Source organism: Pedococcus sp. P1_H8 (assembly GCF_056405175.1).
On record NZ_JBFUCP010000003.1, the window covers coordinates 163,738 to 183,443 of the forward strand.

Sequence of the window (19,706 nt, forward strand, 5' to 3'; positions counted from 1 at the left end):
GCGGATGAACTCCCGCACCTTCACCGTCGCCGCCCCCGACGGAGCCCTGCTCCAGGTGCAGGAGTATGCCGCGGGGCCGGCTCCCCAGGGCGGGTCCGGGGCCCCGGGTGACGTCCCCACCGTCGTCCTGGCACACGGCTGGACGCTCACCCGCGCATCGTGGCTCCCGGTTGCCGAGCAGCTCGTCGAGGCCGGGGTGCGGGTCGTGACCTACGACCAGCGCGGGCACGGCGGCTCCAGCCCGTTGCGCGGGCAGCCGACGGTGCGGATGCTCGGTGACGACCTGGCTGTCGTGCTCGACGTGGTGGCGCCGCGGGGGCAGGTCATCCTCGGCGGTCATTCGATGGGCGGCATGACGCTGATGGCCTACGCGGGCCTGCACCCCGACGAGTTTCGCTCCCGGGTTGCCGGCGCGGTGCTCGTGGCGACCAGCGCGGGCGACCTGCAGAACCGCCTCTCGACGCTCGAGGCGCGCCTGATGGCCCTCGCGTCGCGGATGCCGGGGATCCCGGCAGGGCGGTTCGTCACCACCCGCGGCCAGCGACGACTGCTGTTCGGGGCCGATGCCGACCCGTCGCACGTGCAGCTGACCCGCGACATGGCGGCGGGCACGTCGCTGCCGACCATGGGTCGGTTCTTCGGCGCCCTCGGCGAGCACGACGAGAGCGAGGCACTGGGCCAGCTGGGCGGCATACCCACCGTCGTGCTCGTCGGGGACCGCGACAGGCTCACGCCGCCCCGGCACGGTCGGCGGCTCGCCGAGCTGATCCCCCACGCCGAGCTGCGGATCCTGCCCGGCCGCGGTCACATGCTGGTGTACGAAGCCACTGACGAGGTCGTCGACGCGTTCAGAATGCTGCTCTCGCCGGTGGCGTGACCGTGACCTGCGCCTGAAAGGCCGTGGGCTCGCACCCTGCTCCGTTGGGCTGGACCTTGCGCGGGACGACGCGGACGGTGGTGGCCGGGACGAACACCGCGCCCGCACTGTCACGCGCGGTCACGGTCACGTCGACGGGGTCGGTGGACTCGATGGCGGGCAGGTCGACCCACGCGGAATCCTCCTCGGCGCCCCTGAAGGCACCCGTCCCGCAGATGGCCCCTACGCAGGCCCGCACGCTGATGTCGTCCGCGACGGCCTGGGCATCGAACGCCCTGGGAAAGCCGACGACGGTGACGCGAACACCGTTCGTGGCCCCGATCTCCGTGCACGCCTTCGGCGGCGGGACGCATGCGGCGGTCGTCAGGACCAAGCCGACCACGCGGACCACGCGGGCGAGGACCAGCGCACGAGAAGGGTTCACCAAGGTTGGATGCGGCCCGCGGGTTCCTGGTTCCGGCGCAGGCCGAGGCCCACCGAGGCGAGCGCGCCCAGGAGCGCCGCGATCGCCGCACCCAGGAACACCGTCTGCACCTGCACGAGGCCGGCCGCGAGCAGCGCCTTGGTGTCGGTCTGGTCGGGCAGCGCCGCCACCGTGTCGTAGTAGCGGTGCAGGCCGATGGCGGTCAGCAGGGCCAGTCCGACGACCATCCCGACCATCCGGGCCACGACGACCAGGGCGGAGGCCACGCCGTGCGCGTCGGCCGGGGCGTCGGCGAGAGCCGCGTTGTTGACCGGTGCGAGCGCCAGCCCGATCCCGAGGCCCACGGCCACGAGGACGACCGTGGCCAGCGGCCCGTCGAGCGAGCCCTGCCCCCACCGGCTCATGGCGAACAGGCCGACGGTCGCCACCATCAGACCCGCCCCACTCACCGCCCCGTCACCGAACCTGCGCAGTGACCACCCCCCGAGCAGCGCCCCCACCGGCACAGCGAGCAGGAACCGCACCAGCACGAACGCCGCGACCGTCTGCGAGTCGGTCAGGGTCAGCCGTGCGAGCACCGGGACGTCGACGATGACTGCCACGAGCGCCGCGCCGACCAAGAGGCTCACGACCAGGGAGGTCCGCGCGCGACCCCGCACGACGCCGCGAGCCACGAGCGGCTCGGCGACGGTGTGGTGCCGCCACAGGTAGAGCCCCAGGGCGAGCGCCCCGACCGGCAGCAGCGCGAAGCCCAGCGGCCCGACCACCTCGCGCTCGGGATCGCTGGCGGCAAAGGTGAGCACCACGCTGCCGAGGGCCAGCCCGAGGAACAACGCACCGGGCAGGTCCACGCGACGCAGCAGCGCCCACCACCGGGGCGCCGTCACCGCGACGAGGGTCAGCACGAGGGTCAGGGCGACCACCCCGATCGGGGTCAGGACCCGCGACGTCGAGTCGCCGAAGGGCACGAACGGCACCCCCAGCGTCACGTCGGCTGCCAGCCGCGACGGTGCGGCAAGCGCCAACCCACCCACCACCAGCGCCGAGGCGCCGAGCACGAGGGGTAGGCCGCGTGGTCGCCGCGGCTTCTCGCCCCCGACGACCAGCACCGCACCAGCCAGGACGAGGCCGGCGATCACGTTGAGCCAGAAGATCATCCGCCAGCCGGAGATGGCGAGGACCGCGGCGCCGAAGACGGGCCCGAGGACGCTGCCCACCTCCTGCACCGCCCCGACCACGCCCAAGGGGGTGCCCCGCCGATCGGCTGGCCAGAGGTCGGCCACGATGGCGAGGGTGGCGGGCACCAGACCACCGCCACCGATCCCCTGGAGCACCCGCCCGGTCACCAGGACTGGCAGTTCGACCGCGAGCGCCGTGATCGCCGACCCGATCACGAAGATCATCAGGCACGCGACCAGGATCCGTTGTCTGGCAATGAGATCCGCAAGGCGGCCGATGAGGGGCAGGACGGCTATGTAGCCGAGCAGGAAGCCGGAGATGATCGGCGTGGCCTTCTGCAGGGCGTCGATGCCGAGACCGACGCCGGTCATCATGTCCGTCAGGGCCAGGACGACGACATAGGTGTCCGCCGCGGCCAGCGCCACCGCCACGGACGCCGTGGCGAGCAGCGCCCTAGGGGCGGGTGATCGCAACGGGCTGGGGCAGGCTCTTGAGGCGCAGGGAGTAGGTCGAGGTGGCCCCGGGATAGAACGGTCCCTTGAGGACGACCGTGCGCAGCTCCTGCCCGCTCTGGGTGACGCCGTAGGTCACGTCGAACGTCGCGGAGCGGTCCCCGATGACGAGCAGGTCCGCCACGGCGGCACCCGGGAGCTTGCCCGTGAAGGACGCGAGCACGTCCGAGCCGTCGCGCACCTTGTCGCCCTTGGCGAGGGACTGGGTCTTGCCGATCAGGGCGGTGATCCCGGTCTGCTTGTTGAACAGCTGCGCCGGGTTGGGCGCCCCATAGGTCGCCGGGTCGATCTTGTTGTAGCCGGGGGTGAAGAACTTCATGAAGACGTCCTGCTCCACGGCGATCACGTCGACGGTCCCCGTCACTCCGGCGATCGTGGCGTTGAGGGTGCCCTGGAACGACGGCGGGGTGAACAGTCCCGTGCCCTTGGCAGCGGACACCCCGACCGCCTTGCTGGGCAGGTCGGTCGCCTCGAGGGTGAAGGTCACCGCCGGGCTCTTCTCGAGGTTCGTGCGCGCCGCGGCGAGCTGCTCGGCCGGGGTGCCCTCCTTGGCCGGGGCCTTGTCGTTGGACGAGCACCCCACGAGGGTCAGTACCGCAATGGCGGCGATGGCGATTCCCTTGAGGCGCATGGCACCCACGGTAGTCGGAGGGGACCGCTCCCCATGGTCGCAACGCGGCACGCAGCCCTAGCGTTCGGGCGAACCGGCACCGGCCGGCATACCGAGGGGGACTCTCATGCAGCTGCTCAGCACCCGCCGACGCAGGATCGCCACTGCTGTGGCGACCGCGGCCCTGGTCGCAGTGCCGCTGGTCGGCGCGGTCGCCGCCAGCGCGGCAACCGCGACCGGCACCGTGAACACCATCGGCAGCCCGGGGCCTGCCCTCACCGTGCGAGCGGAGCCGACCTCCCAGTCCGCCGCCGTCGGCAAGCGGGCCGATGGCGCCACGGTCACCATCGTCTGCCAGACCTACGGGCAGCAGGTCACCGGCACCTATGCGACGACGAGGATCTGGGACAGGATCAAGAGCGGCGGCTACGTCAGCGACGCCTACCTCAGGACAGGGTCAGACGGCCTCGTCGCGCCCCTCTGCCCCGGCACGACGACCCCGACCCAACCCACCAACCCCAGCGCCGCGGCCAAGGCCACCATCGCCGCGGCGAAGTCGATGACGGGCAGGTACCCGTACTCGTGGGGCGGCGGCAACTACACCGGCCCCACCCGGGGAATCTGCTGCAGCCCGAGTGGCATCGACGACCGCAATACCGTCGGCTTCGACTGCTCCGGCCTGATGGAGTACGCCTTCTTCGAGGGCGCCGGCCTCAGGGTGTCGAGCACCTCACGCAGCCAGTACGCCGACGGACCCCGAGTCCCGATCTCGCAGCTGCGCCCCGGGGACATGGTGTTCTGGTCCGACTCCAGCAAGGCCGCGTCCGCCATCCACCATGTCGCGCTCTACGTCGGCGACGGCCAGGTCGTCGAGGCCGACCGGGTGAGCGGCCCGGACCTTCGCGTCCGCTCCTTCTCCACGACCGAGACGGGCGTCATGCCCTACGCCGTGCGCCCCATCAGCGCAGGGTGAGGGTGTCCGCTGCCTCGTCGAGGTCGACGGTCACCGTGTCGCCGTCGCGGACCTGGCCACCCAGAACGGCCTTGGCGAGGCGGTCGCCGATCTCCTTCTGCACGAGCCGGCGCAACGGTCGGGCGCCGTAGGCCGGGTCGTAGCCGGTGATCGCCAGCCACTCGCGTGCGGCGTCGGTGACCTCGAGGGTGATCCGGCGGTCGACCAGGCGGGTGGCCAGCTCGCGGACCTGGAGCTCGACGATGTGGCCGAGCTCGGCGGAGGTGAGCGGGTCGAAGATGACCACTTCGTCGAGCCGGTTGAGGAACTCGGGCTTGAAGCTGGCCCGGACGATCCCCATGACGGCCTCGCGCTTGGCCTCGTCGGCCAGGTTGGGGTCGACGAGGAACTGGCTGCCGAGGTTGCTGGTCATCACGAGGATGACGTTGCGGAAGTCCACGGTGCGTCCCTGGCCGTCGGTGAGCCGCCCGTCGTCGAGGACCTGGAGCAGGATGTCGAACGTCTCGGGGTGCGCCTTCTCCACCTCGTCGAGCAGCACCACGGAGTAGGGGCGGCGGCGGACCGCCTCGGTGAGCTGGCCGCCCTCCTCGTAGCCGACGTAGCCGGGGGGCGCGCCGATGAGACGGGCGACGGCGTGTCGTTCGGAGTACTCGCTCATGTCGATTCGGACCATGGCCCGCTCGTCGTCGAACAGGAAGTCCGCCAGCGACTTTGCGAGCTCGGTCTTGCCGACCCCGGTCGGTCCCAGGAAGAGGAAGGAACCGGTGGGCCGGTTCGGGTCGGCGAGGCCGGCACGGGATCGCCGCACCGCGTCACTGACGGCTTCGACGGCGGCGGCCTGCCCGATGAGCCGCGAACCGATGATCGACTCCATCGACAACAGCTTCTCGGTCTCGCCCTGCAGCAGTCGCCCGGCGGGGATGCCGGTCCAGGCCGAGATCACCTCGGCGATGTCGTCGGCGCCGACGCGTTCCTTGACCATGAGGTCGGCGCTGGCGCGGCCGGACGCGACCTCGTCCTCGTTCGCGACGGCCAGGGCCTTCTCGAGCTCGGGGATCTCCCCGAACTCGATCCGGCTGGCGGTCTCGAAGTCGTACTCGCGGCGGGCCTTCTCGAGCCTGGTGCGCGCCTCGTCGATCTGGGTCTTGAGGTTGCCCACCCGGTTGAGCCCGGACTTCTCCGACTCCCACCGGGCGTTGAGCGCGGCCAGCTCCTCGGACCTGTTGGCCAGGTCCTCGCGGAGCCGGGCCAACCGTTCGACGGAGGCGTCGTCGGTCTCGCGCTCGAGGTGCAGCTCCTCCATCTTGAGCCGGTCGACCGAGCGGCGGAGCTCGTCGATCTCGACGGGACTGGAGTCGATCTCCATCCGCAGTCGGGAGGCCGCCTCGTCGACGAGGTCGATGGCCTTGTCCGGCAGCTGGCGCCCGCTGATGTAGCGGTCCGACAGTGACGCGGCCGCGACGAGGGCCGCGTCCTCGATCTCCACCTTGTGGTGCGCCTCGTACCGCTCCTTGAGCCCACGCAGGATCGCGATCGTGTCCTCGACCGACGGCTCGCCGACGAACACCTGCTGGAAGCGGCGCTCAAGGGCAGCGTCCTTCTCGATGTGCTGGCGGTACTCGTCGAGCGTCGTGGCGCCGACGAGGCGCAGCTCACCGCGGGCGAGCAACGGCTTGAGCATGTTGCCCGCGTCCATGGCGCCCTCGCCCGTCGCGCCGGCCCCGACGACGGTGTGCAGCTCGTCGATGAACGTGACGACCTGCCCGTTGCTCTCGCGGATCTCCTCGAGCACTGCCTTGAGCCGCTCCTCGAACTCGCCCCGGTACTTCGCCCCCGCGACCATGGCGCCGAGGTCGAGGCTGATCAACCGCTTGTCGCGCAACGACTCCGGGACATCGCCGTCGACGATCCGCTGGGCCAGCCCCTCGACGACCGCGGTCTTGCCCACACCCGGCTCGCCGATGAGGACGGGGTTGTTCTTGGTGCGTCGCGAGAGCACCTGGACGACTCGGCGGATCTCCGAATCGCGCCCGATCACCGGATCGAGCCTGCCGTCCCGGGCCTCCTGGGTGAGGTCGGTGCCGTACTTCGCGAGCGCCTCGCCGCCGGCTTCGGGGTTCTCGGACGTCACCTTGTGACCACCCCGCAGGGTGGGGATGTGCTGCTCCAAAGCCTTGGCATCGGCCTTGATGGCGCCCTTCTCGGCGAGGGCCAGCAGCAGCACGTCGGTCGACAGGAAGGTGTCGCCCATGGCCTGCATGACCGTCTGGCCGTGCTGCAGCACCTGCAGCGCCGCCTGCCCGAACCCGGGAGTCGCGACTGCGCTGCCCGAGGTGCGCGGCAGGGCGGCCAGGGTCGCGCGGGCCGCGGTCGCCACAGCCGTGGCGCTGGTGCCCGCCGCCGTCAACAGGGCACCGGTGGTCGTGTCCGGCTGCTCGGCGAGGGCCAGCGCCAAGTGCGCCGGCGTGATCTCGGGGTTGCCGGCGCTCTGCGCCTCACGTTGCGCGAGAGCGAGCGCCTCGGCCACCTTCGCGGTCGGCTTGAGGTCCATGCGTGGATGTTCTCCTGTGTTCGGCGATGGGTCCACCATCTGTGATCGGCGACGGGTTCACCATCGACAACCGGGTCAAAGTTGAGTCTATTCCGCTCAACTCTGCGATGGGAGGTGAGCGCGGTGCGGGAGCCGAGCTCACGGCATACCGTGGGGGTGTGCCCATCCCCCTCGCAGTCGGGCGGTGGAACCGCGTCGGGTTCAACCGGCTCAGCACTCCCGTGGCGCGGCACCTGCCGGGCTTCGCCGTCGTCCACCACCGGGGACGACGGTCTGGGCGGAAGTACCAGACCCCGGTGAACCTGTTCACGGTCGGCGACCGCTTTGTCGTCGCGCTCGTCTACGGCCCGCGCACCGACTGGGTGCGCAACGTGGTGGCGGCCGGCGGCTGCACGATCCAGACCCGCGGCAGGCTGGTCCCCTGCGGGCAGCCCCGGGTCTACCGGGACCCCGAGCGGCACGGCATCCGGCCCGTCGAACGCGCCGCCCTCGGGCTGCTCGACGTACGGGACTTCCTCGAGCTCGTGCCCCTGGAACGAGCGACCTGACGGGTCCGTCCGCGGTGGCCTCAGGAGTCGGTCGGGGGCTCCGGGTCGTACCAGCCGCCGTGCTCCTCGGCGAGGGCGCTGAACCGGTCGCGAAGTCCCGACTCGACCGGCCCCGACTCGTCGGCGACCATCTCCTCGACGACGTGGACCGCCCACTCGTGGTCCTCGGAGTCGTCCTCTCCCGCAAGGGCTTCCCTCACGACCCGGACTTCCGAGAAGCCTTCGTGGGCCAGCTCGGCAGCCACGTCGTCGGCGGTCTCACGGTCGGGGAAGACCAGCAGGTGTTCACTCACAGACAGGAGTATGCCGCGTGGTCACCCGCCCGTCGTGGCGGGAGGTCCACCGTCGCCGCTCTCTGGGCGCGCGGGGATATCGCCCCTAGGCGGAGGCCGCCCAGTCGGACCACCGGCAGGCCCGCTCCAGTCGGGCCCGTTCGGCCGGCCGGGTCTGGGCGAGCCGGAACCGGACCCAGGCATCCGGCACCTTCATGTGCCAGACGAAGTCGTCCCAGTCGCTGGCGACGGCGAGGCGGCGCTCCATGACGCCCAAGGGCATGGCCCGGCGTGCGGCCTCACGCTCGACTCGGCGCTCGATGGCCGACGCCGCCCAGCCGGTGCACTCGGTGTCACCGCGCTCGGCATGGACGAGCTCGTGCCAGAGGGACCGCCGCTCCTCCTCGAGGCTGCGCCCGGAGCGGAGCACGATCGCGCGACGGCCGTGGTAGTAGCGGGCGGGCTCGGCGATGGGCTGCCGCAGCATGACGACGTCACGCATCTCGCGCAGCAGTTTCCAGGGGTCAGGAACCCCGGATGCGTCGCTCGAGGGCGTCAAGCCTGCTCCTCACGTCGTCGATCAGCGCGAGGACCTCCTCGTCGCCGACCCCTGGCCGGACTCGCGGACCGGGAGCGGTCACGAAGCCCTCATTGTGCGTCGTCGCACCGACAGGCTCGCCGCGGTCGTCGAGCCCGAGCACGTCGAGAACCTGGGCGCGCTTGACGTCCTGGACCCCGAGTCCGTCCTCGACGCGCTTCCACGTGATCGAGGAGATCCTGGCCTCCCGCGCCGCCTGCTCCTTGCTCCAACCACGGGCAAGCCGGGCGCGCTCGACGCGGTGTCCGAGCTGTTCGAGCTGCTGCGGGTTCATGACCGACATCTTGCCAGTCATCTCCAGTCACCTCCAGTCACCTCCAGTCACTGCTGGTCCTGCTCAGTCACCCAAGACGTCCCTCCGTCTTCAGCCTCGGACCACCTTCCTGTGGATTCTTGGATTGTACTCTTGCTTGAATGACCGTATATAACTATCTTCATGGTCATGTCTAGGGAAATGACGCCGAACCGCGTGATCGAGGTGCACGGCTACGCACTCCGCGTCATTCGCCAGGCACGGGGCCGTGGCGTGGCGGATCTCGCGGCGGCCCTTGAGGTCGACAGGTCCTACATCAGGCACCTCGAGAACGGCAGCAAGCTGCGAGTCAGTCCGGAGTTCTATGCGGCACTCCTGCGCGAGCTGCAGATCGACGACTTCCGGGCACTGCTGGCCACCGCACCGCTGCGCGACGCGGCGGCGGTGTCGGAGTCGGTGTCGGAGGCGGCGTCGGAGACGGTGTCGGCATAGCAGACCTGTCCGGAGCCGGCTGGATCCACGCCTTCGGGCGACCACAGGGGACGGCGAGTCCTCCCCAGTGAGCCGCGAGAGCCCTCACCCTCAGCCCTGACCCCCCACCCCAGGGTGAGGGCTCTCGCCCAGGGACGTCGTCAGTGTGACGAGGCGCGCCAGACGACCAGCGCCTGCGATCGTTGCAGGCGGGGGCGCTGGCCGGCACGAACCGCGATGACGTCACCGGTGGGGCCGACCGCGAAGACCCTCGAGGCCGGGCGGAGCCCCGCCGACAGGCGCGCACGCTCGAGCTCGTCCGAGAGCTCGAGCACCCGGCCGCGCAACGCCGCCACCTGGTTCTCGAGCTCGAGGATCCGCTGGATGCCGGCGAGGCTCACGCCCTCTTCCTGCGACAGCCGCTGCACCTCTCGGAGCATGGCGACGTCACGGCCGGAGTAGCGACGGCCGCCGCCGCGGGTCCGTGACGGACTGACCAGCCCGAGCCGGTCGTACTGGCGCAGCGTCTGGGCGTGCATGCCGGCCAGCGTGGCCGCGACGGAGATGACGAAGATGGGGGCATCGTCGTCGGGAGAGAACCCGCGCACCTCAGTCATCGCGCCTCAGTCATCGCAGGTCACGCCCTCGCGTTGGCGAACAGCTCGGCCCGGGGGTCGAAGCCCTCATCCAGCGACTGCAGCGTCTCGACGGCGGCCTTCGCCTCGTCCGACAGTCGTTGCGGCACCACCACGGTGACGCGGGCCATCAGGTCGCCGGGCTTGTCCTTCAGGGGCACGCCACGACCCTTCAGGCGCAGCACCCGGCCACTGGGGGTGCCAGGAGCCACCCGCACCTTGACGGCCGACCCGTCGAGGGTCGGCACCGAGACGGTGGCCCCGAGGGTCGCCTCGGCAAAGGTCACCGGCAGCTCGATCGTGAGGTTGTCCCCGTCGCGGCCGAACACGGGGTGCTTCTCGACCGTGATGGTGAGGATGAGGTCGCCCGGTGTTGCTCCCCTCTCCCCCGGCTGGCCCTTGCCTCGCAGTCGGATCTTCTGACCGTCCTTGACCCCAGCGGGGATTCGGGTGGTGATCTGGCCGGCTCCGTTGGTGCTCAGCGTGACCGTCGCACCCTCGACCGCATCGCGGAAGGACAGGCTCGTGCGAGCAGTGAGGTCCGCACCCTTGCGTGGTCCCTGCGGCGCACGGAACCCAGCCCCTCCGTATGCCGGGCCGGCACCTGCCCCGAACATCCCCCCGAGCAGGTCCTCGAGGTTCGGCTCAGCGCCACCGCCGCCAGTGGAGTAGCGCACCCTGCTGCCACCGCCACGACCGGCGCCGCCACCACCCCCGAACATCGCCGAGAACACGTCGTCGAAGCCCCCGGCGCCGCCGCCCGGACCGCCCGCGGTGAACCGGGCGCCACCGTGTGCCATCTGCCGGATGGCGTCGTACTCGCGGCGCTTCTCGGCGTCCGACAGGACCGAGTTGGCCTCGCCGATGTCCTTGAAGCGCTGCTCGGCCGCCGCGTCCCCCGCGTTCTGGTCAGGGTGGTGCTTGCGGGCGAGCTTGCGGTAGGCCTTCTTGATGGCTGCGTCGTCAGCATCCTTGGGGACACCGAGGATCGCGTAGAAGTCCTTCTCGAACCAGTCCTGGCTAGCCATGTCGGCGCCCTCCTCTCTGCTGGGTCAGGCAGGCTTCGTTCCGAGGGGGTGAGAAACCTGCGGTCATGCCGGTCCTGCCCTGAATGATCCAGTGCCTACTCAGGATCGGCCACGGCGACGCGCGCCGCACGCAGGATCTGCTCGCCGGCACGGTAGCCGGGCTGCAGGACCTGCACGACGGTGGTCGACCCGGTCGGCTCCACGGAGCCGTCCTGCGGCCAGGCGGTGTGCATGAGCGCCTCGTGCAGGTTGGGGTCGAACTCCTCGCCGATCGCGCCGTAGCGCTGCAGCCCGAACTTGGTGAGCGTGGACTCGAGCTTGTCGGCGATGGCGGAGAACGGCCCCTCGGTGAGGTCACCGTGCTCCCGAGCCGCGTGGATGTCGTCGAGCACCGGCAGCAGCGCCTCGATCACCGACTGGGCGGCGCGCTCCTGCACGACGGCCCGGTCGCGGTCGACGCGACGCTTGTAGTTGACGTACTCGGCCTGCAGCCGCTGGAGGTCGCTCAGGCGTTCCGCCGCCAGGAACGTGTCCGGGTGGAGGTCCGCATCCTGAGCACCCTCTGGGGCGCCCAGGTTGCGGGTCGAGTCGGCGGGCGCGCGCTCGGATCCGCCCTCGCCGGCATCGCTCTCGTCGAGGATGTCGCCCTGGAGGGCGGCCGCCTCGGCGGTGATGGGCTCGACCGACTCGTCGGCGCCCACCACCTCCTCGGCACCGTCAGCAGGCTGGTGCTGCTCGGTCACTTCTTGTCCCCATCGGTCTCGTCGTCCTCGACGACCTCGGCGTCCACGACGTCGTCGTCGGACGCAGTCTCGTCGGCGGAGCCGGCGTCACCCGAAGGCTCACCGTCACCGGGGGTGCCGGCCTGCTCGGACTCGGCGGCCGCGGCATACATCGCGGTGCCGAGCTTCTGGGACTCCTCGGAGAGCTTCGACGTCTTGGCCGAGATGTCCTCGGGCGTGGCGCCCGACTCGGGCTTGAGGGCCTCCTTGAGGTCCGCGAGCGCGGTGTCGACGTCGCCGCGACCGTCGGCCGGGAGCTTGTCGGCGTTGTCACCGAGGAACTTCTCGGTGGAGTAGACGAGGTTCTCCGCTGTGTTGCGGGCCTCAGTCTCCTCGCGACGCTTCTTGTCCTCCTCGGCGTGGGCCTCGGCTTCCTTGATCATCCGCTCGATGTCCTCCTTGGCGAGGGCCGAGCCGCCGGAGATCGTGATCTTCTGCTCGACGCCGGTGCCCCGGTCCTTGGCGGACACGTTGACGATGCCGTTGGCGTCGATGTCGAAGGTGACCTCGACCTGCGGCACCCCACGGGGGGCGGGGGCGATGCCGGTCAGCTCGAAGGTGCCGAGCTGCTTGTTGTGCTGGGCGATCTCACGCTCGCCCTGGAAGACCTGGATGAGCACGCTCGGCTGGTTGTCCTCGGCGGTCGAGAACACCTCGGAGCGCTTGGTCGGGATCGCTGTGTTGCGCTCGATGAGCTTGGTGAACAGGCCACCCTTGGTCTCGATGCCGAGCGACAGCGGCGTGACGTCGATGAGCAGGACGTCCTTGCGCTCGCCCTTGAGGACACCGGCCTGGAGGCTCGCGCCCACGGCGACGACCTCGTCCGGGTTGACGCCCTTGTTGGGCTCCTTGCCACCGGTGAGCTCCTTGACGAGGGTGCTCACGGCGGGCATGCGGGTCGACCCACCGACGAGGACCACGTGGTCGATGTCGGCCAGCGCGATGCCAGCGTCCTTGATGACGTTCTGGAACGGCTGACGGGTCCGGTCGAGCAGGTCCTTGGTCAGCTGCTCGAACTGGGCGCGGCTGATCGTCTCCTCGAGGTGGATCGGGCCGTTCTCGGACATCGAGAGGTACTGCATCGACACGTTGGTGCTGGTCGAGGAGGAGAGCTCCTTCTTGGCCTGCTCCGCCGCGTCACGCAGCCGCTGCATGGCGATCTTGTCCTTGGACAGGTCGACACCCGAGGTGTTCTTCACGGTGGTGAGGAGGTGGTTGACGATGCGCTCGTCCCAGTCGTCGCCACCGAGTTGGTTGTCACCGCTGGTCGCGCGGACCTGGATGGTCGAGAAGCCGTCGTCGGGGTCCTTGCCGACCTCGAGGAGGGACACGTCGAAGGTGCCACCACCGAGGTCGAAGACGAGGATGAGCTCGTCCTCCTTGCCCTTGTCGAGGCCGTAGGCGAGAGCCGCGGCGGTGGGCTCGTTGATGATGCGCAGGACGTTGAGGCCCGCGATCTCACCGGCCTCCTTGGTGGCCTGGCGCTCGTGGTCGTCGAAGTACGCGGGAACGGTGATGACCGCATCGGTCACGACCTCGCCGAGGTAGGACTCGGCGTCGCGCTTGAGCTTCTGGAGGATGCGGGCGCTGATCTCCTGCGCCGTGTAGGTCTTGCCGTCGATCTCCGGGGACTCCCAGTCGCGGCCGATGTGGCGCTTGACGGAACGGATCGTCCGGTCGACGTTGGTGACGGCCTGGCGCTTGGCGATCTCGCCGACCAGGACCTCGCCTCCCTTGGAGAACGCCACGACGGACGGGGTGGTGCGACCGCCCTCCGCGTTGGCGATGATCGTCGGCTCCCCGCCCTCGAGGACGGCGACGGCCGAGTTGGTGGTACCGAGGTCGATGCCGACCGCACGTGCCATGGTGAATCTCCTGTGTGTCTGGGTGGGCTCTGTGAGAGTCCGTGGGTTGAGTTGCCTGCACTCAAGTTAGGAGCCGGTATGCCGCGTGGCAAATCGAGGCGCCAAACTTGCGTTCACTCGGCTCAACTTCGTGCGGGGCGCGGGTGTTCCCGAGACGGTGGATTTTCTGTTCAGAGGTCCTGGTGTTCAGCGCCTCTTCAGGTGAGGAGGGGGCCTCGGAGGTAGAGTCCGGTTCGCACGATCCGACCCGCCGCGGTCTCCACCCGGCAGACGCCCAAGGGGGACCGACGTGAAGCGCTGGCGGTCCTGGTCGCTGCATCGACGGGTGCTCGTCGTCGCCGCCGCGGTCGCGACCGTGGTGCTGGTGCTGGGCCTGACCGCGTTCGCCCTGACCCTGGACCGCATCCTCTACAGCTCGGCGCAGGACGCCGCCCGGGTCCAGGCGGCCCAGGTGGCGGCGGTCGTGGGCGACGGGGAGGCGCCGGCCGGGGCCGCCCTCCAGCAGATCCCCGGCTCGGGCTCGATCCTGCAGATCATCGAGCGTCACGGCGGCGTCGTGGCCTCGTCCGAGGTGGCCCAGCGGGCACCGATCACGAAGCTGCGCCCCGCTCCCGGCAGCGTCTCGGTCGACCAGGTCACCGGCATACCCGGGGAGACCGGTGAGCCGCACGCCATCGTGGCGCAGGGGGTCCGGGATCCCGCCGGCGCCGAGTTCGTGGTGGTCGTCGGCGCTCCGCTGGACGTCGCCACCAACACGGTGCAGATCGCGACCGGCCTGCTGGCGGTGGGGGCGACCGCGATGTTGGTGCTGCTCCTGTTCCTCATCTGGCGCATCCTGAGGCAGGCCCTGCAGCCGGTCGAGCGGATCCGCAGCGAGGTCGCGCGGATCACCCGGGTCCGCGGTCGCGGTCACCTCACCGTCCCCCCCTCCGGGGACGAGATAGCCCGGCTCGCGGAGACGATGAACCTCATGCTCGACCGGCTGGAGCAGGCGGACGCCACGACACGACAGTTCGTCAGCGACGCGTCGCACGAGCTGCGGAGCCCCTTGACCACGATCATCGCCGCCATCGACGTCGCGAACCGCGCCGCAACGCCGGACCCGACCCGCGACGAGGTCATCGCGTCCGAGGCGCTGCGCATGCAGCGGCTCGTCGACGACCTGCTGACGCTGGCGAAGGCCGACGACGGGCTCCCCCTGTCCGTGCGCGAGGTCGACGTCGACGACCTGGTCGACGTCGAGGTGCGGCGGCTGCGCGCCACGGTGGAGTTCCCGGTCACCGCCTCGATCGCGGCCGCCCGGGTGACGGGAGACCCGGCGCGACTCAGCCAGGCCATCCGCAACCTCGTCGACAATGCCGCCCGGCACACGACCGGAGGCGTGCACCTCGGCGTGGACGTCGACGGGAGCGAGGTGGTCGTGACCGTGGACAACGACGGTCCACCGATCCCGGAGACCGAGCGGCAGCGGGTGTTCGACCGCTTCTCCAGGCTCGAGGAGGCGCGGGAGCGCGACCGCGGTGGCAGCGGGCTCGGCCTCGCGATCGTCCGCACGGTGGTGGAGGCCCACGGCGGCAGCGTGCAGGCCGGCGTCACCGCGACAGGTCAGTGCCGGTTCGAGATCAGGCTGCCCCGGGACCTGGGCCCGTCGTCGTGACCGGCATGAGCCGGTAGCCCATGCCGCGCACCGTCTCGACGGAGGTCACCCCGAAGGCCGAGTCGATCTTCCTGCGCAGGTAGCCCACATAGACCTCGACGATGTTCTCGCTGCCGTCGAACGCCGGGTCCCAGACGTTCTCGAGGATCTCCGCCTTCGACAGCACAGCCTCGGGGTGGCGCATCAGGTAGTGCAGCACCGCGAACTCGCGAGCCGTCAACGAGATCTGGTGACCGGCACGGCATACGGTGCGCTTGGTGGGGTCCAGCTCGAGGTCGCCCACGGTCAGCGTGACGGGTCGGGCGGGGGCGCCACGGCGCACAAGCGCTCGCAATCGGGCCACGAGGACCACGAAGCTGAACGGCTTGGTGAGGTAGTCGTCGGCGCCGAGCTCGAAGGCGTCGGTCTGGTCGTACTCGCCGTCCTTGGCGGTCAGCATGAGCGTCGGTGCCCAGATCTTCAGGGAGCGGATGTTGCGCAGGACGTCATAGCCGTTGCGCCCCGGCAGCATGATGTCGAGCACGATCACGTCATAGGGGTTCTCGGTCGCCATCCACTGACCGGTGATGCCGCCGTGCGCCACGTCGACGACGAAGCCCTCGTTGGTGAGGCCGCGCCGCACCGTCTCGGCCAGGGCCAGCTCGTCCTCAACGAGCAAGACGCGCATCGAACCCTGCCCTTCCGTCGACGGACCGCGGGGTTCCAGCGTAGGGCTGGCGGCCGGGCTGAGCGCGGCCCTCGAGGCGTCGCTCGACCACCAGGACCGCCGCCGCAGTCACCGCCAGCACGCAGACTGCCAGGGTCCACCCGGCCAGCACGTCGGTCAGCCAGTGGTAGCCGAGGTAGAGCCGAGTCGCCCCGATGGCGCCGCTGGCCGCGACCCACGCCGACACGACGAGCCAGCGTCGAGCCCCACCCCGGGCCTCCCGAAGCAGCAGGCCGGCGACGAGCCCGAAGAACACCGTGGAGAAGGCGGTGTGCCCGGAGGGGAAGGAGTACCCGGAGTCGAAGACTCCCAGCATCACCGAGGCCGGAGGGCGGGCCCGGCCCACGAGGTGCTTGAGCGCGAGGGTCAGCGCAGCGCCGACCACCATGGCGCCGCCCACGACGGCCGCGGCCGCCCGGTCTCGCCGCCGGACCACCAGCCAGGTCACGACGATCAGGGTCAGCAGCCCGATCGCGACCTCGCTGCCGACCGCGGTCACGACCTGGGCCAGCACAGTGAGGACCGGGGTCCGATGGCTGACCACCGCCTCGGTGACGGCGGGATCGTGGACGGAGAGATCCCCCTGCTCCCCCGCCCCGTCCGCGAGCACCATGGTGCCGAGCCCCGCGGAGGCGGCTGCCACGGCATACGCCACGAACCGGCCGCGGAACGCGACCGAGGGGACTGGCGGCCTGCGTCCGGCCGACGTCGGCAGGGCTGCCGGGTGACTCATGGGGGAACTCCTCAGGTGTTCGGGCCACCAGTGTCAGGGGCGGAGTCTGAGCGATTCCTGAGGAACGCCACCGGAGGGGACCTCCCGTTGAACTCGACGACGCGGCTCTCAGGAATGGCTCAGGGTCGGGACGTCATGGTGATCGCGGTAGCCACCGCGGGTACTGGCGAGCGAGGGGAGCCCATGGCAGCACTGGCAGCGCCGCCGACGCCCAGGGCCGCCCCCTCCGGGCGAGCCACGCTCCGCGTGGTGGCCGCAGTCGCCGTCACCGGCGCCATGTTCTGGTGGGTCGTCCCCACCCTCGCCGGCGCCGGGTGGTCAACGATCGGCGGCGTGCTCGCCACGGTCGGGGCACCTCAGCTCGTCGTCCTCGCCGTGGTCTGGGCGGGTGGCCTCGTCGCCCACTCCTTCGTCCTCACCGGCGCCCTGCCCGGGCTCAGCCGACGCCGTGCGCTGACCCTGAGCCTGACGGGCAGCGCGGTCTCGAACGTCGCGCCGATGGGAGGGGCGCTCGGCGTGGCGACCAACCTGGCGATGGTCCGGGCGTGGTGTTTTCGCGAGACCGCGTTCGCCGCCTTCACCATCGTCACGAACATCTGGGACGTCCTCGCCAAGCTGCTCCTGCCCGTCGTCGCCCTCACCGCCTTCGTCCTCGCGGGCCACGGCGCGGGCCACCTCGTGCGAACCACCGCAGCCGTCGCCGCGCTGCTGCTGCTGGCAGCACTGGCCACCGTCCTCGGGGCGCTGCGCAGCGAACGAGCCGCCAGCCGTTCGGTCGGCGCCGTCGTGCGGGTGCTCCGCGGGGTGCTGCGCGGTCGGGGCGAGCGTTGGCTCCAGGGCGCCACCCGCAGCGTCCTCGAGACGCGGTCCCAGGTCCTTGCCCTGGCCTCGAGGACGTGGCCGCAGCTGACCGCGGGGATGGGCCTCTACGTGCTCCTCCAGGGGGCGCTCCTGTGGGGGTGCCTGCGCGTGGTCGGGACGACCGTCCCCTGGTATGCCGTGTTGGCCGCCTTCGCCGTCGAGCGCCTGCTCTCGCTCGCGGTCCTCACGCCCGGCGGCGCGGGAACCGCCGAGGCCGGGACGGTCGCGGCGCTGGTCGCCCTCGGCGGTGACCAGCTGGCCGCCACGTCCGGCGTGCTGCTCTACCGCGGGTTCATCTTCCTGCTCGAGATCCCCGTCGGCGGGGTGTGGCTCGGGGGCTGGCTGGTGGCCCGGAGCCGCGCAACACGGGTGGTGCGATGAGGATCCTGCGTGCGACGGACACGTACGCCCCCACGGTGGGTGGGATCGAGGTGATGGTCCACGACCTCGCCGCCCGCCAGGCAGCCGCAGGGCACCAGGTCACCGTGCTGACGCGCACCGCGGGACTGACCGGAGTCGGCTCGAACGGGGTGACGGTCGTGCGCGACGTCCGCTCGGCGTGGAGGCTGGCAGCGGAGGCGGACACCGTCCACGCGCACGTTTCGGCCATCTCCCCACTCGCCCTGCGGACCGCGGAATTCGCTGCAGCACAAGGGATTCCAGTCGTGGCGACGGTCCACTCGATGTGGACGGGCACCTGGCCGCTGTATCGCGCCACCTCCACCGTGCGTGGCTGGGCCGACCTGCCGATCCAGTGGGCAGCCGTGAGCGAGTCGGCGTCCGACCCGCTGCGTCGCGCCCTGCGAGGTCGTCGCGTGCTGGTCCTCCCGAACGCTGTGGACACAGCGCTGTGGGCACCCGCCGCGGTCGACGGGGGGGCCACGCGGCATACCCGCGGGTCCGCCGCGCATGGTGAGCCGGTCACGATCGTCAGCGTCATGCGGATGAAGGGTCGCAAGCGGCCCCTGCAGCTGGTTGCGGCACTGCGTCGGATGCGTGCGGCCGTGCCGGCCGATGTCGACGTCCGCGCGGTGCTGGTGGGTGACGGCCCCCGACTCGGCCAGGTGCGGCGCAGGATCTCGCGCTGGGGCATGGACGACTGGGTGGAAGCCCCGGGAGCCCTGGCGCACCACGAGATTCGTGCCCTCTACGCGCAGGCTCACGTCTTCGTCGCCCCGGCCACGCTCGAGTCCTTCGGGATCGCCGCACTGGAAGCCCGCGCGTCGGGATTGGCCGTGGTCGCCCGCGCCGGGACGGGGGTCGCCGACTTCGTCTCGGACGGCGTGGAGGGGCTGCTGGCCGGCAGTGATGCCGACCTGGCTGCCCACCTGGCTCTGCTCTGCACAGACTCCGGGGTGCGGACTCGCATCCTGCGGCACAACACCACCGTCCGCCCGGCCTACGACTGGTCGGACGTCCTGTGGCGCACGGAGTACGCCTACGACGCGGCAGCCGAACTCGCTGCCGCACCTCCGGGCCGTCGGCACCCCTCGGGTAGCGTCGCGACGTGGACGACGACCTCTTCGCGCGGACGGTGGCCGGGCTGACGGCGGACGACCCCCACCTCGCCGAGCTCGTCGCGACGCACGGAGCCCCTGCCCTGTGGTTGCGGCCGACCGGCTTCCCGAGCCTGGTCCTGTTCATCCTCGAGCAGCAGGTCTCGCTCGCCAGTGCCGCCGCGGCCTACCGGAAGGTCGTGGAGCGGATCGGCGACATGACCCCGGGCGCCCTGCTCACCAGCACGCCGGAGGAGCTGCGGCTCGACGGGGTGTCCCGGCAGAAGGACCGCTATCTGCGCGCCCTCGCGACGGCGGTCGAGACAGGCACGCTGGACCTCGACGGACTCGCCGACCTCGACGACGCTGCCGTTCGCGACGCACTCATGGCCCTGCCCGGCATCGGCCGCTGGACCGCCGACGTCTACCTGCTGGCCTGCCTGGGTCGGCCGGACCTGTGGCCGGTCGGCGACCGCGCCCTCCAGGTGGCCGCGGCCGAGACCCTCGGGCTCGACGTCGTCCCCGACCAGGCTGCTCTCGACGAGCTGGGAGAGCGCTGGCGGCCGCACCGCTCCACCGCAGCGCGCCTGCTCTGGCACGGCTACCTCGTGCGCCGCGGCCGGGTCGAGACCCCCAGCGACCTCTTCGCCTGACGGCGCCCTGCGCCGGCTCCTC

Annotated in this window: 21 protein-coding genes; 8 read left to right on the forward strand and 13 right to left on the reverse strand. The window is 71.0% G+C overall.

The features are described 5' to 3' along the window. Positions 1 to 4 precede the first annotated feature (4 nt). Entirely contained in the window at positions 5 to 877 is an 873-nt protein-coding gene (locus tag AC1DYG_RS04280) for an alpha/beta fold hydrolase (protein ID WP_477638649.1), read from the forward strand. Here AC1DYG_RS04280 and AC1DYG_RS04285 read toward each other — a convergent pair. From AC1DYG_RS04285 to AC1DYG_RS04295, 3 genes are read right to left on the reverse strand one after another with little or no spacing between them, the layout of a single operon-like run. Continuing rightward, positions 849 to 1,301 (reverse strand): hypothetical protein, encoded by a 453-nt coding sequence (locus AC1DYG_RS04285; protein WP_477638650.1) that lies wholly within the window; start codon positions 1,299 to 1,301, stop codon positions 849 to 851. The genes AC1DYG_RS04280 and AC1DYG_RS04285 overlap by 29 nt on opposite strands. Continuing rightward, positions 1,298 to 2,953 (reverse strand): MFS transporter, encoded by a 1,656-nt coding sequence (locus AC1DYG_RS04290; protein WP_477638651.1) that lies wholly within the window; start codon positions 2,951 to 2,953, stop codon positions 1,298 to 1,300. The genes AC1DYG_RS04285 and AC1DYG_RS04290 overlap by 4 nt, the downstream gene beginning before the upstream one ends. Next, a complete protein-coding gene (locus AC1DYG_RS04295) occupies positions 2,934 to 3,623 on the reverse strand; it encodes an LppX_LprAFG lipoprotein (RefSeq protein ID WP_477638652.1) in 690 nt (229 codons plus the stop codon). Before AC1DYG_RS04295 ends, AC1DYG_RS04290 begins: the two co-directional genes overlap by 20 nt. Positions 3,624 to 3,729: 106 nt before the next feature. On the opposite strand from AC1DYG_RS04295, the gene AC1DYG_RS04300 reads away from it, so the two are divergent. Next, entirely contained in the window at positions 3,730 to 4,575 is an 846-nt protein-coding gene (locus AC1DYG_RS04300) for an NlpC/P60 family protein (protein WP_477638653.1), read from the forward strand. Here the strand turns inward: AC1DYG_RS04300 and clpB are convergent. Next, complete coding sequence (clpB, locus tag AC1DYG_RS04305) at positions 4,562 to 7,126, reverse strand: ATP-dependent chaperone ClpB (protein WP_477638654.1); 2,565 nt, start codon at positions 7,124 to 7,126, stop codon at positions 4,562 to 4,564. The genes AC1DYG_RS04300 and clpB overlap by 14 nt on opposite strands. 26 nt (positions 7,127 to 7,152) lie before the next feature. Between clpB and AC1DYG_RS04310 the strand changes: the two genes are divergently transcribed. Then, a complete protein-coding gene (locus tag AC1DYG_RS04310) occupies positions 7,153 to 7,674 on the forward strand; it encodes a nitroreductase family deazaflavin-dependent oxidoreductase (RefSeq protein ID WP_477638655.1) in 522 nt (173 codons plus the stop codon). A gap of 20 nt (positions 7,675 to 7,694) precedes the next feature. Here the strand turns inward: AC1DYG_RS04310 and AC1DYG_RS04315 are convergent, their stop codons facing one another. The 3 genes from AC1DYG_RS04315 to AC1DYG_RS04325 all read right to left on the reverse strand — a co-directional run bounded on the left by AC1DYG_RS04315 (position 7,695) and on the right by AC1DYG_RS04325 (position 8,839). Next, positions 7,695 to 7,967 (reverse strand): ribonuclease E inhibitor RraB, encoded by a 273-nt coding sequence (locus tag AC1DYG_RS04315; protein WP_477638656.1) that lies wholly within the window; start codon positions 7,965 to 7,967, stop codon positions 7,695 to 7,697. A gap of 85 nt (positions 7,968 to 8,052) precedes the next feature. Next, positions 8,053 to 8,505 carry a hypothetical protein gene (locus AC1DYG_RS04320; protein WP_477638657.1) on the reverse strand — a complete coding sequence of 151 codons (453 nt, stop codon included), beginning with the start codon at positions 8,503 to 8,505 and terminating at the stop codon, positions 8,053 to 8,055. After that, positions 8,471 to 8,839, reverse strand: coding sequence for a helix-turn-helix domain-containing protein (locus AC1DYG_RS04325; protein ID WP_477638658.1), 369 nt, complete (start codon positions 8,837 to 8,839; stop codon positions 8,471 to 8,473). Before AC1DYG_RS04325 ends, AC1DYG_RS04320 begins: the two co-directional genes overlap by 35 nt. 147 nt (positions 8,840 to 8,986) lie before the next feature. Here AC1DYG_RS04325 and AC1DYG_RS04330 point away from each other — a divergent pair, with 147 nt between their 5' ends. Next, on the forward strand, positions 8,987 to 9,289 hold the full coding sequence (locus AC1DYG_RS04330; protein ID WP_477638659.1) for a helix-turn-helix domain-containing protein: 303 nt from the start codon (positions 8,987 to 8,989) through the stop codon (positions 9,287 to 9,289). A 140-nt stretch (positions 9,290 to 9,429) separates the two neighbouring features. Here AC1DYG_RS04330 and AC1DYG_RS04335 read toward each other — a convergent pair whose 3' ends face one another. The 4 genes from AC1DYG_RS04335 to dnaK all read right to left on the reverse strand — a co-directional run bounded on the left by AC1DYG_RS04335 (position 9,430) and on the right by dnaK (position 13,578). Further along, the gene (locus tag AC1DYG_RS04335; RefSeq protein WP_477638660.1) at positions 9,430 to 9,885 is read right to left on the reverse strand and encodes a heat shock protein transcriptional repressor HspR; all 456 of its coding nucleotides are present in this window, start codon (positions 9,883 to 9,885) and stop codon (positions 9,430 to 9,432) included. 20 nt (positions 9,886 to 9,905) lie between these two features. After that, positions 9,906 to 10,931, reverse strand: coding sequence for a DnaJ C-terminal domain-containing protein (locus AC1DYG_RS04340; RefSeq protein WP_477638661.1), 1,026 nt, complete (start codon positions 10,929 to 10,931; stop codon positions 9,906 to 9,908). A 95-nt stretch (positions 10,932 to 11,026) separates the two neighbouring features. Next, complete coding sequence (gene grpE, locus AC1DYG_RS04345) at positions 11,027 to 11,674, reverse strand: nucleotide exchange factor GrpE (protein ID WP_477638662.1); 648 nt, start codon at positions 11,672 to 11,674, stop codon at positions 11,027 to 11,029. After that, positions 11,671 to 13,578 carry a molecular chaperone DnaK gene (gene dnaK, locus AC1DYG_RS04350; protein ID WP_477638663.1) on the reverse strand — a complete coding sequence of 636 codons (1,908 nt, stop codon included), beginning with the start codon at positions 13,576 to 13,578 and terminating at the stop codon, positions 11,671 to 11,673. The genes grpE and dnaK overlap by 4 nt, the downstream gene beginning before the upstream one ends. A 289-nt stretch (positions 13,579 to 13,867) precedes the next feature. Between dnaK and AC1DYG_RS04355 the strand changes: the two genes are divergently transcribed. After that, on the forward strand, positions 13,868 to 15,235 hold the full coding sequence (locus tag AC1DYG_RS04355; protein ID WP_477638664.1) for a sensor histidine kinase: 1,368 nt from the start codon (positions 13,868 to 13,870) through the stop codon (positions 15,233 to 15,235). On the opposite strand, the gene AC1DYG_RS04360 is transcribed toward AC1DYG_RS04355, so the two are convergent. Continuing rightward, positions 15,201 to 15,902, reverse strand: a complete 702-nt coding sequence (locus tag AC1DYG_RS04360; protein WP_477638665.1) for a response regulator transcription factor — start codon at positions 15,900 to 15,902, stop codon at positions 15,201 to 15,203. The two genes, AC1DYG_RS04355 and AC1DYG_RS04360, sit on opposite strands and share 35 nt — an antisense overlap. After that, entirely contained in the window at positions 15,883 to 16,674 is a 792-nt protein-coding gene (locus tag AC1DYG_RS04365; RefSeq protein WP_477638666.1) for a phosphatase PAP2 family protein, read from the reverse strand. Before AC1DYG_RS04365 ends, AC1DYG_RS04360 begins: the two co-directional genes overlap by 20 nt. A gap of 183 nt (positions 16,675 to 16,857) precedes the next feature. On the opposite strand from AC1DYG_RS04365, the gene AC1DYG_RS04370 reads away from it, so the two are divergent. From AC1DYG_RS04370 to AC1DYG_RS04380, 3 genes are read left to right on the forward strand one after another with little or no spacing between them, the layout of a single operon-like run. After that, complete coding sequence (locus tag AC1DYG_RS04370; RefSeq protein ID WP_477638667.1) at positions 16,858 to 17,916, forward strand: lysylphosphatidylglycerol synthase domain-containing protein; 1,059 nt, start codon at positions 16,858 to 16,860, stop codon at positions 17,914 to 17,916. Further along, complete coding sequence (locus tag AC1DYG_RS04375) at positions 17,913 to 19,082, forward strand: glycosyltransferase family 4 protein (RefSeq protein WP_477638668.1); 1,170 nt, start codon at positions 17,913 to 17,915, stop codon at positions 19,080 to 19,082. The genes AC1DYG_RS04370 and AC1DYG_RS04375 overlap by 4 nt, the downstream gene beginning before the upstream one ends. Further along, positions 19,043 to 19,684, forward strand: a complete 642-nt coding sequence (locus tag AC1DYG_RS04380; protein ID WP_477638669.1) for a DNA-3-methyladenine glycosylase family protein — start codon at positions 19,043 to 19,045, stop codon at positions 19,682 to 19,684. The genes AC1DYG_RS04375 and AC1DYG_RS04380 overlap by 40 nt, the downstream gene beginning before the upstream one ends. Positions 19,685 to 19,706 lie beyond the last annotated feature (22 nt).

What these genes read in the sequence shown, in the direction of transcription:
- AC1DYG_RS04280 (WP_477638649.1), top strand. Translation starts at nt 5, where the DNA reads ATGAACTCCCGCACCTTCACCGTCGCCGCCCCCGACGGAGCCCTGCTC.
- AC1DYG_RS04295 (WP_477638652.1), bottom strand. Translation starts at nt 3,623, where the DNA reads ATGCGCCTCAAGGGAATCGCCATCGCCGCCATTGCGGTACTGACCCTC.
- AC1DYG_RS04300 (WP_477638653.1), top strand. Translation starts at nt 3,730, where the DNA reads ATGCAGCTGCTCAGCACCCGCCGACGCAGGATCGCCACTGCTGTGGCG.
- clpB (WP_477638654.1), bottom strand. Translation starts at nt 7,126, where the DNA reads ATGGACCTCAAGCCGACCGCGAAGGTGGCCGAGGCGCTCGCTCTCGCG.
- AC1DYG_RS04310 (WP_477638655.1), top strand. Translation starts at nt 7,153, where the DNA reads ATGGGTCCACCATCTGTGATCGGCGACGGGTTCACCATCGACAACCGG.
- AC1DYG_RS04325 (WP_477638658.1), bottom strand. Translation starts at nt 8,839, where the DNA reads ATGACTGGCAAGATGTCGGTCATGAACCCGCAGCAGCTCGAACAGCTC.
- AC1DYG_RS04330 (WP_477638659.1), top strand. Translation starts at nt 8,987, where the DNA reads ATGTCTAGGGAAATGACGCCGAACCGCGTGATCGAGGTGCACGGCTAC.
- AC1DYG_RS04335 (WP_477638660.1), bottom strand. Translation starts at nt 9,885, where the DNA reads ATGACTGAGGTGCGCGGGTTCTCTCCCGACGACGATGCCCCCATCTTC.
- AC1DYG_RS04340 (WP_477638661.1), bottom strand. Translation starts at nt 10,931, where the DNA reads ATGGCTAGCCAGGACTGGTTCGAGAAGGACTTCTACGCGATCCTCGGT.
- dnaK (WP_477638663.1), bottom strand. Translation starts at nt 13,578, where the DNA reads ATGGCACGTGCGGTCGGCATCGACCTCGGTACCACCAACTCGGCCGTC.
- AC1DYG_RS04360 (WP_477638665.1), bottom strand. Translation starts at nt 15,902, where the DNA reads ATGCGCGTCTTGCTCGTTGAGGACGAGCTGGCCCTGGCCGAGACGGTG.
- AC1DYG_RS04365 (WP_477638666.1), bottom strand. Translation starts at nt 16,674, where the DNA reads ATGAGTCACCCGGCAGCCCTGCCGACGTCGGCCGGACGCAGGCCGCCA.
- AC1DYG_RS04370 (WP_477638667.1), top strand. Translation starts at nt 16,858, where the DNA reads ATGGCAGCACTGGCAGCGCCGCCGACGCCCAGGGCCGCCCCCTCCGGG.
- AC1DYG_RS04375 (WP_477638668.1), top strand. Translation starts at nt 17,913, where the DNA reads ATGAGGATCCTGCGTGCGACGGACACGTACGCCCCCACGGTGGGTGGG.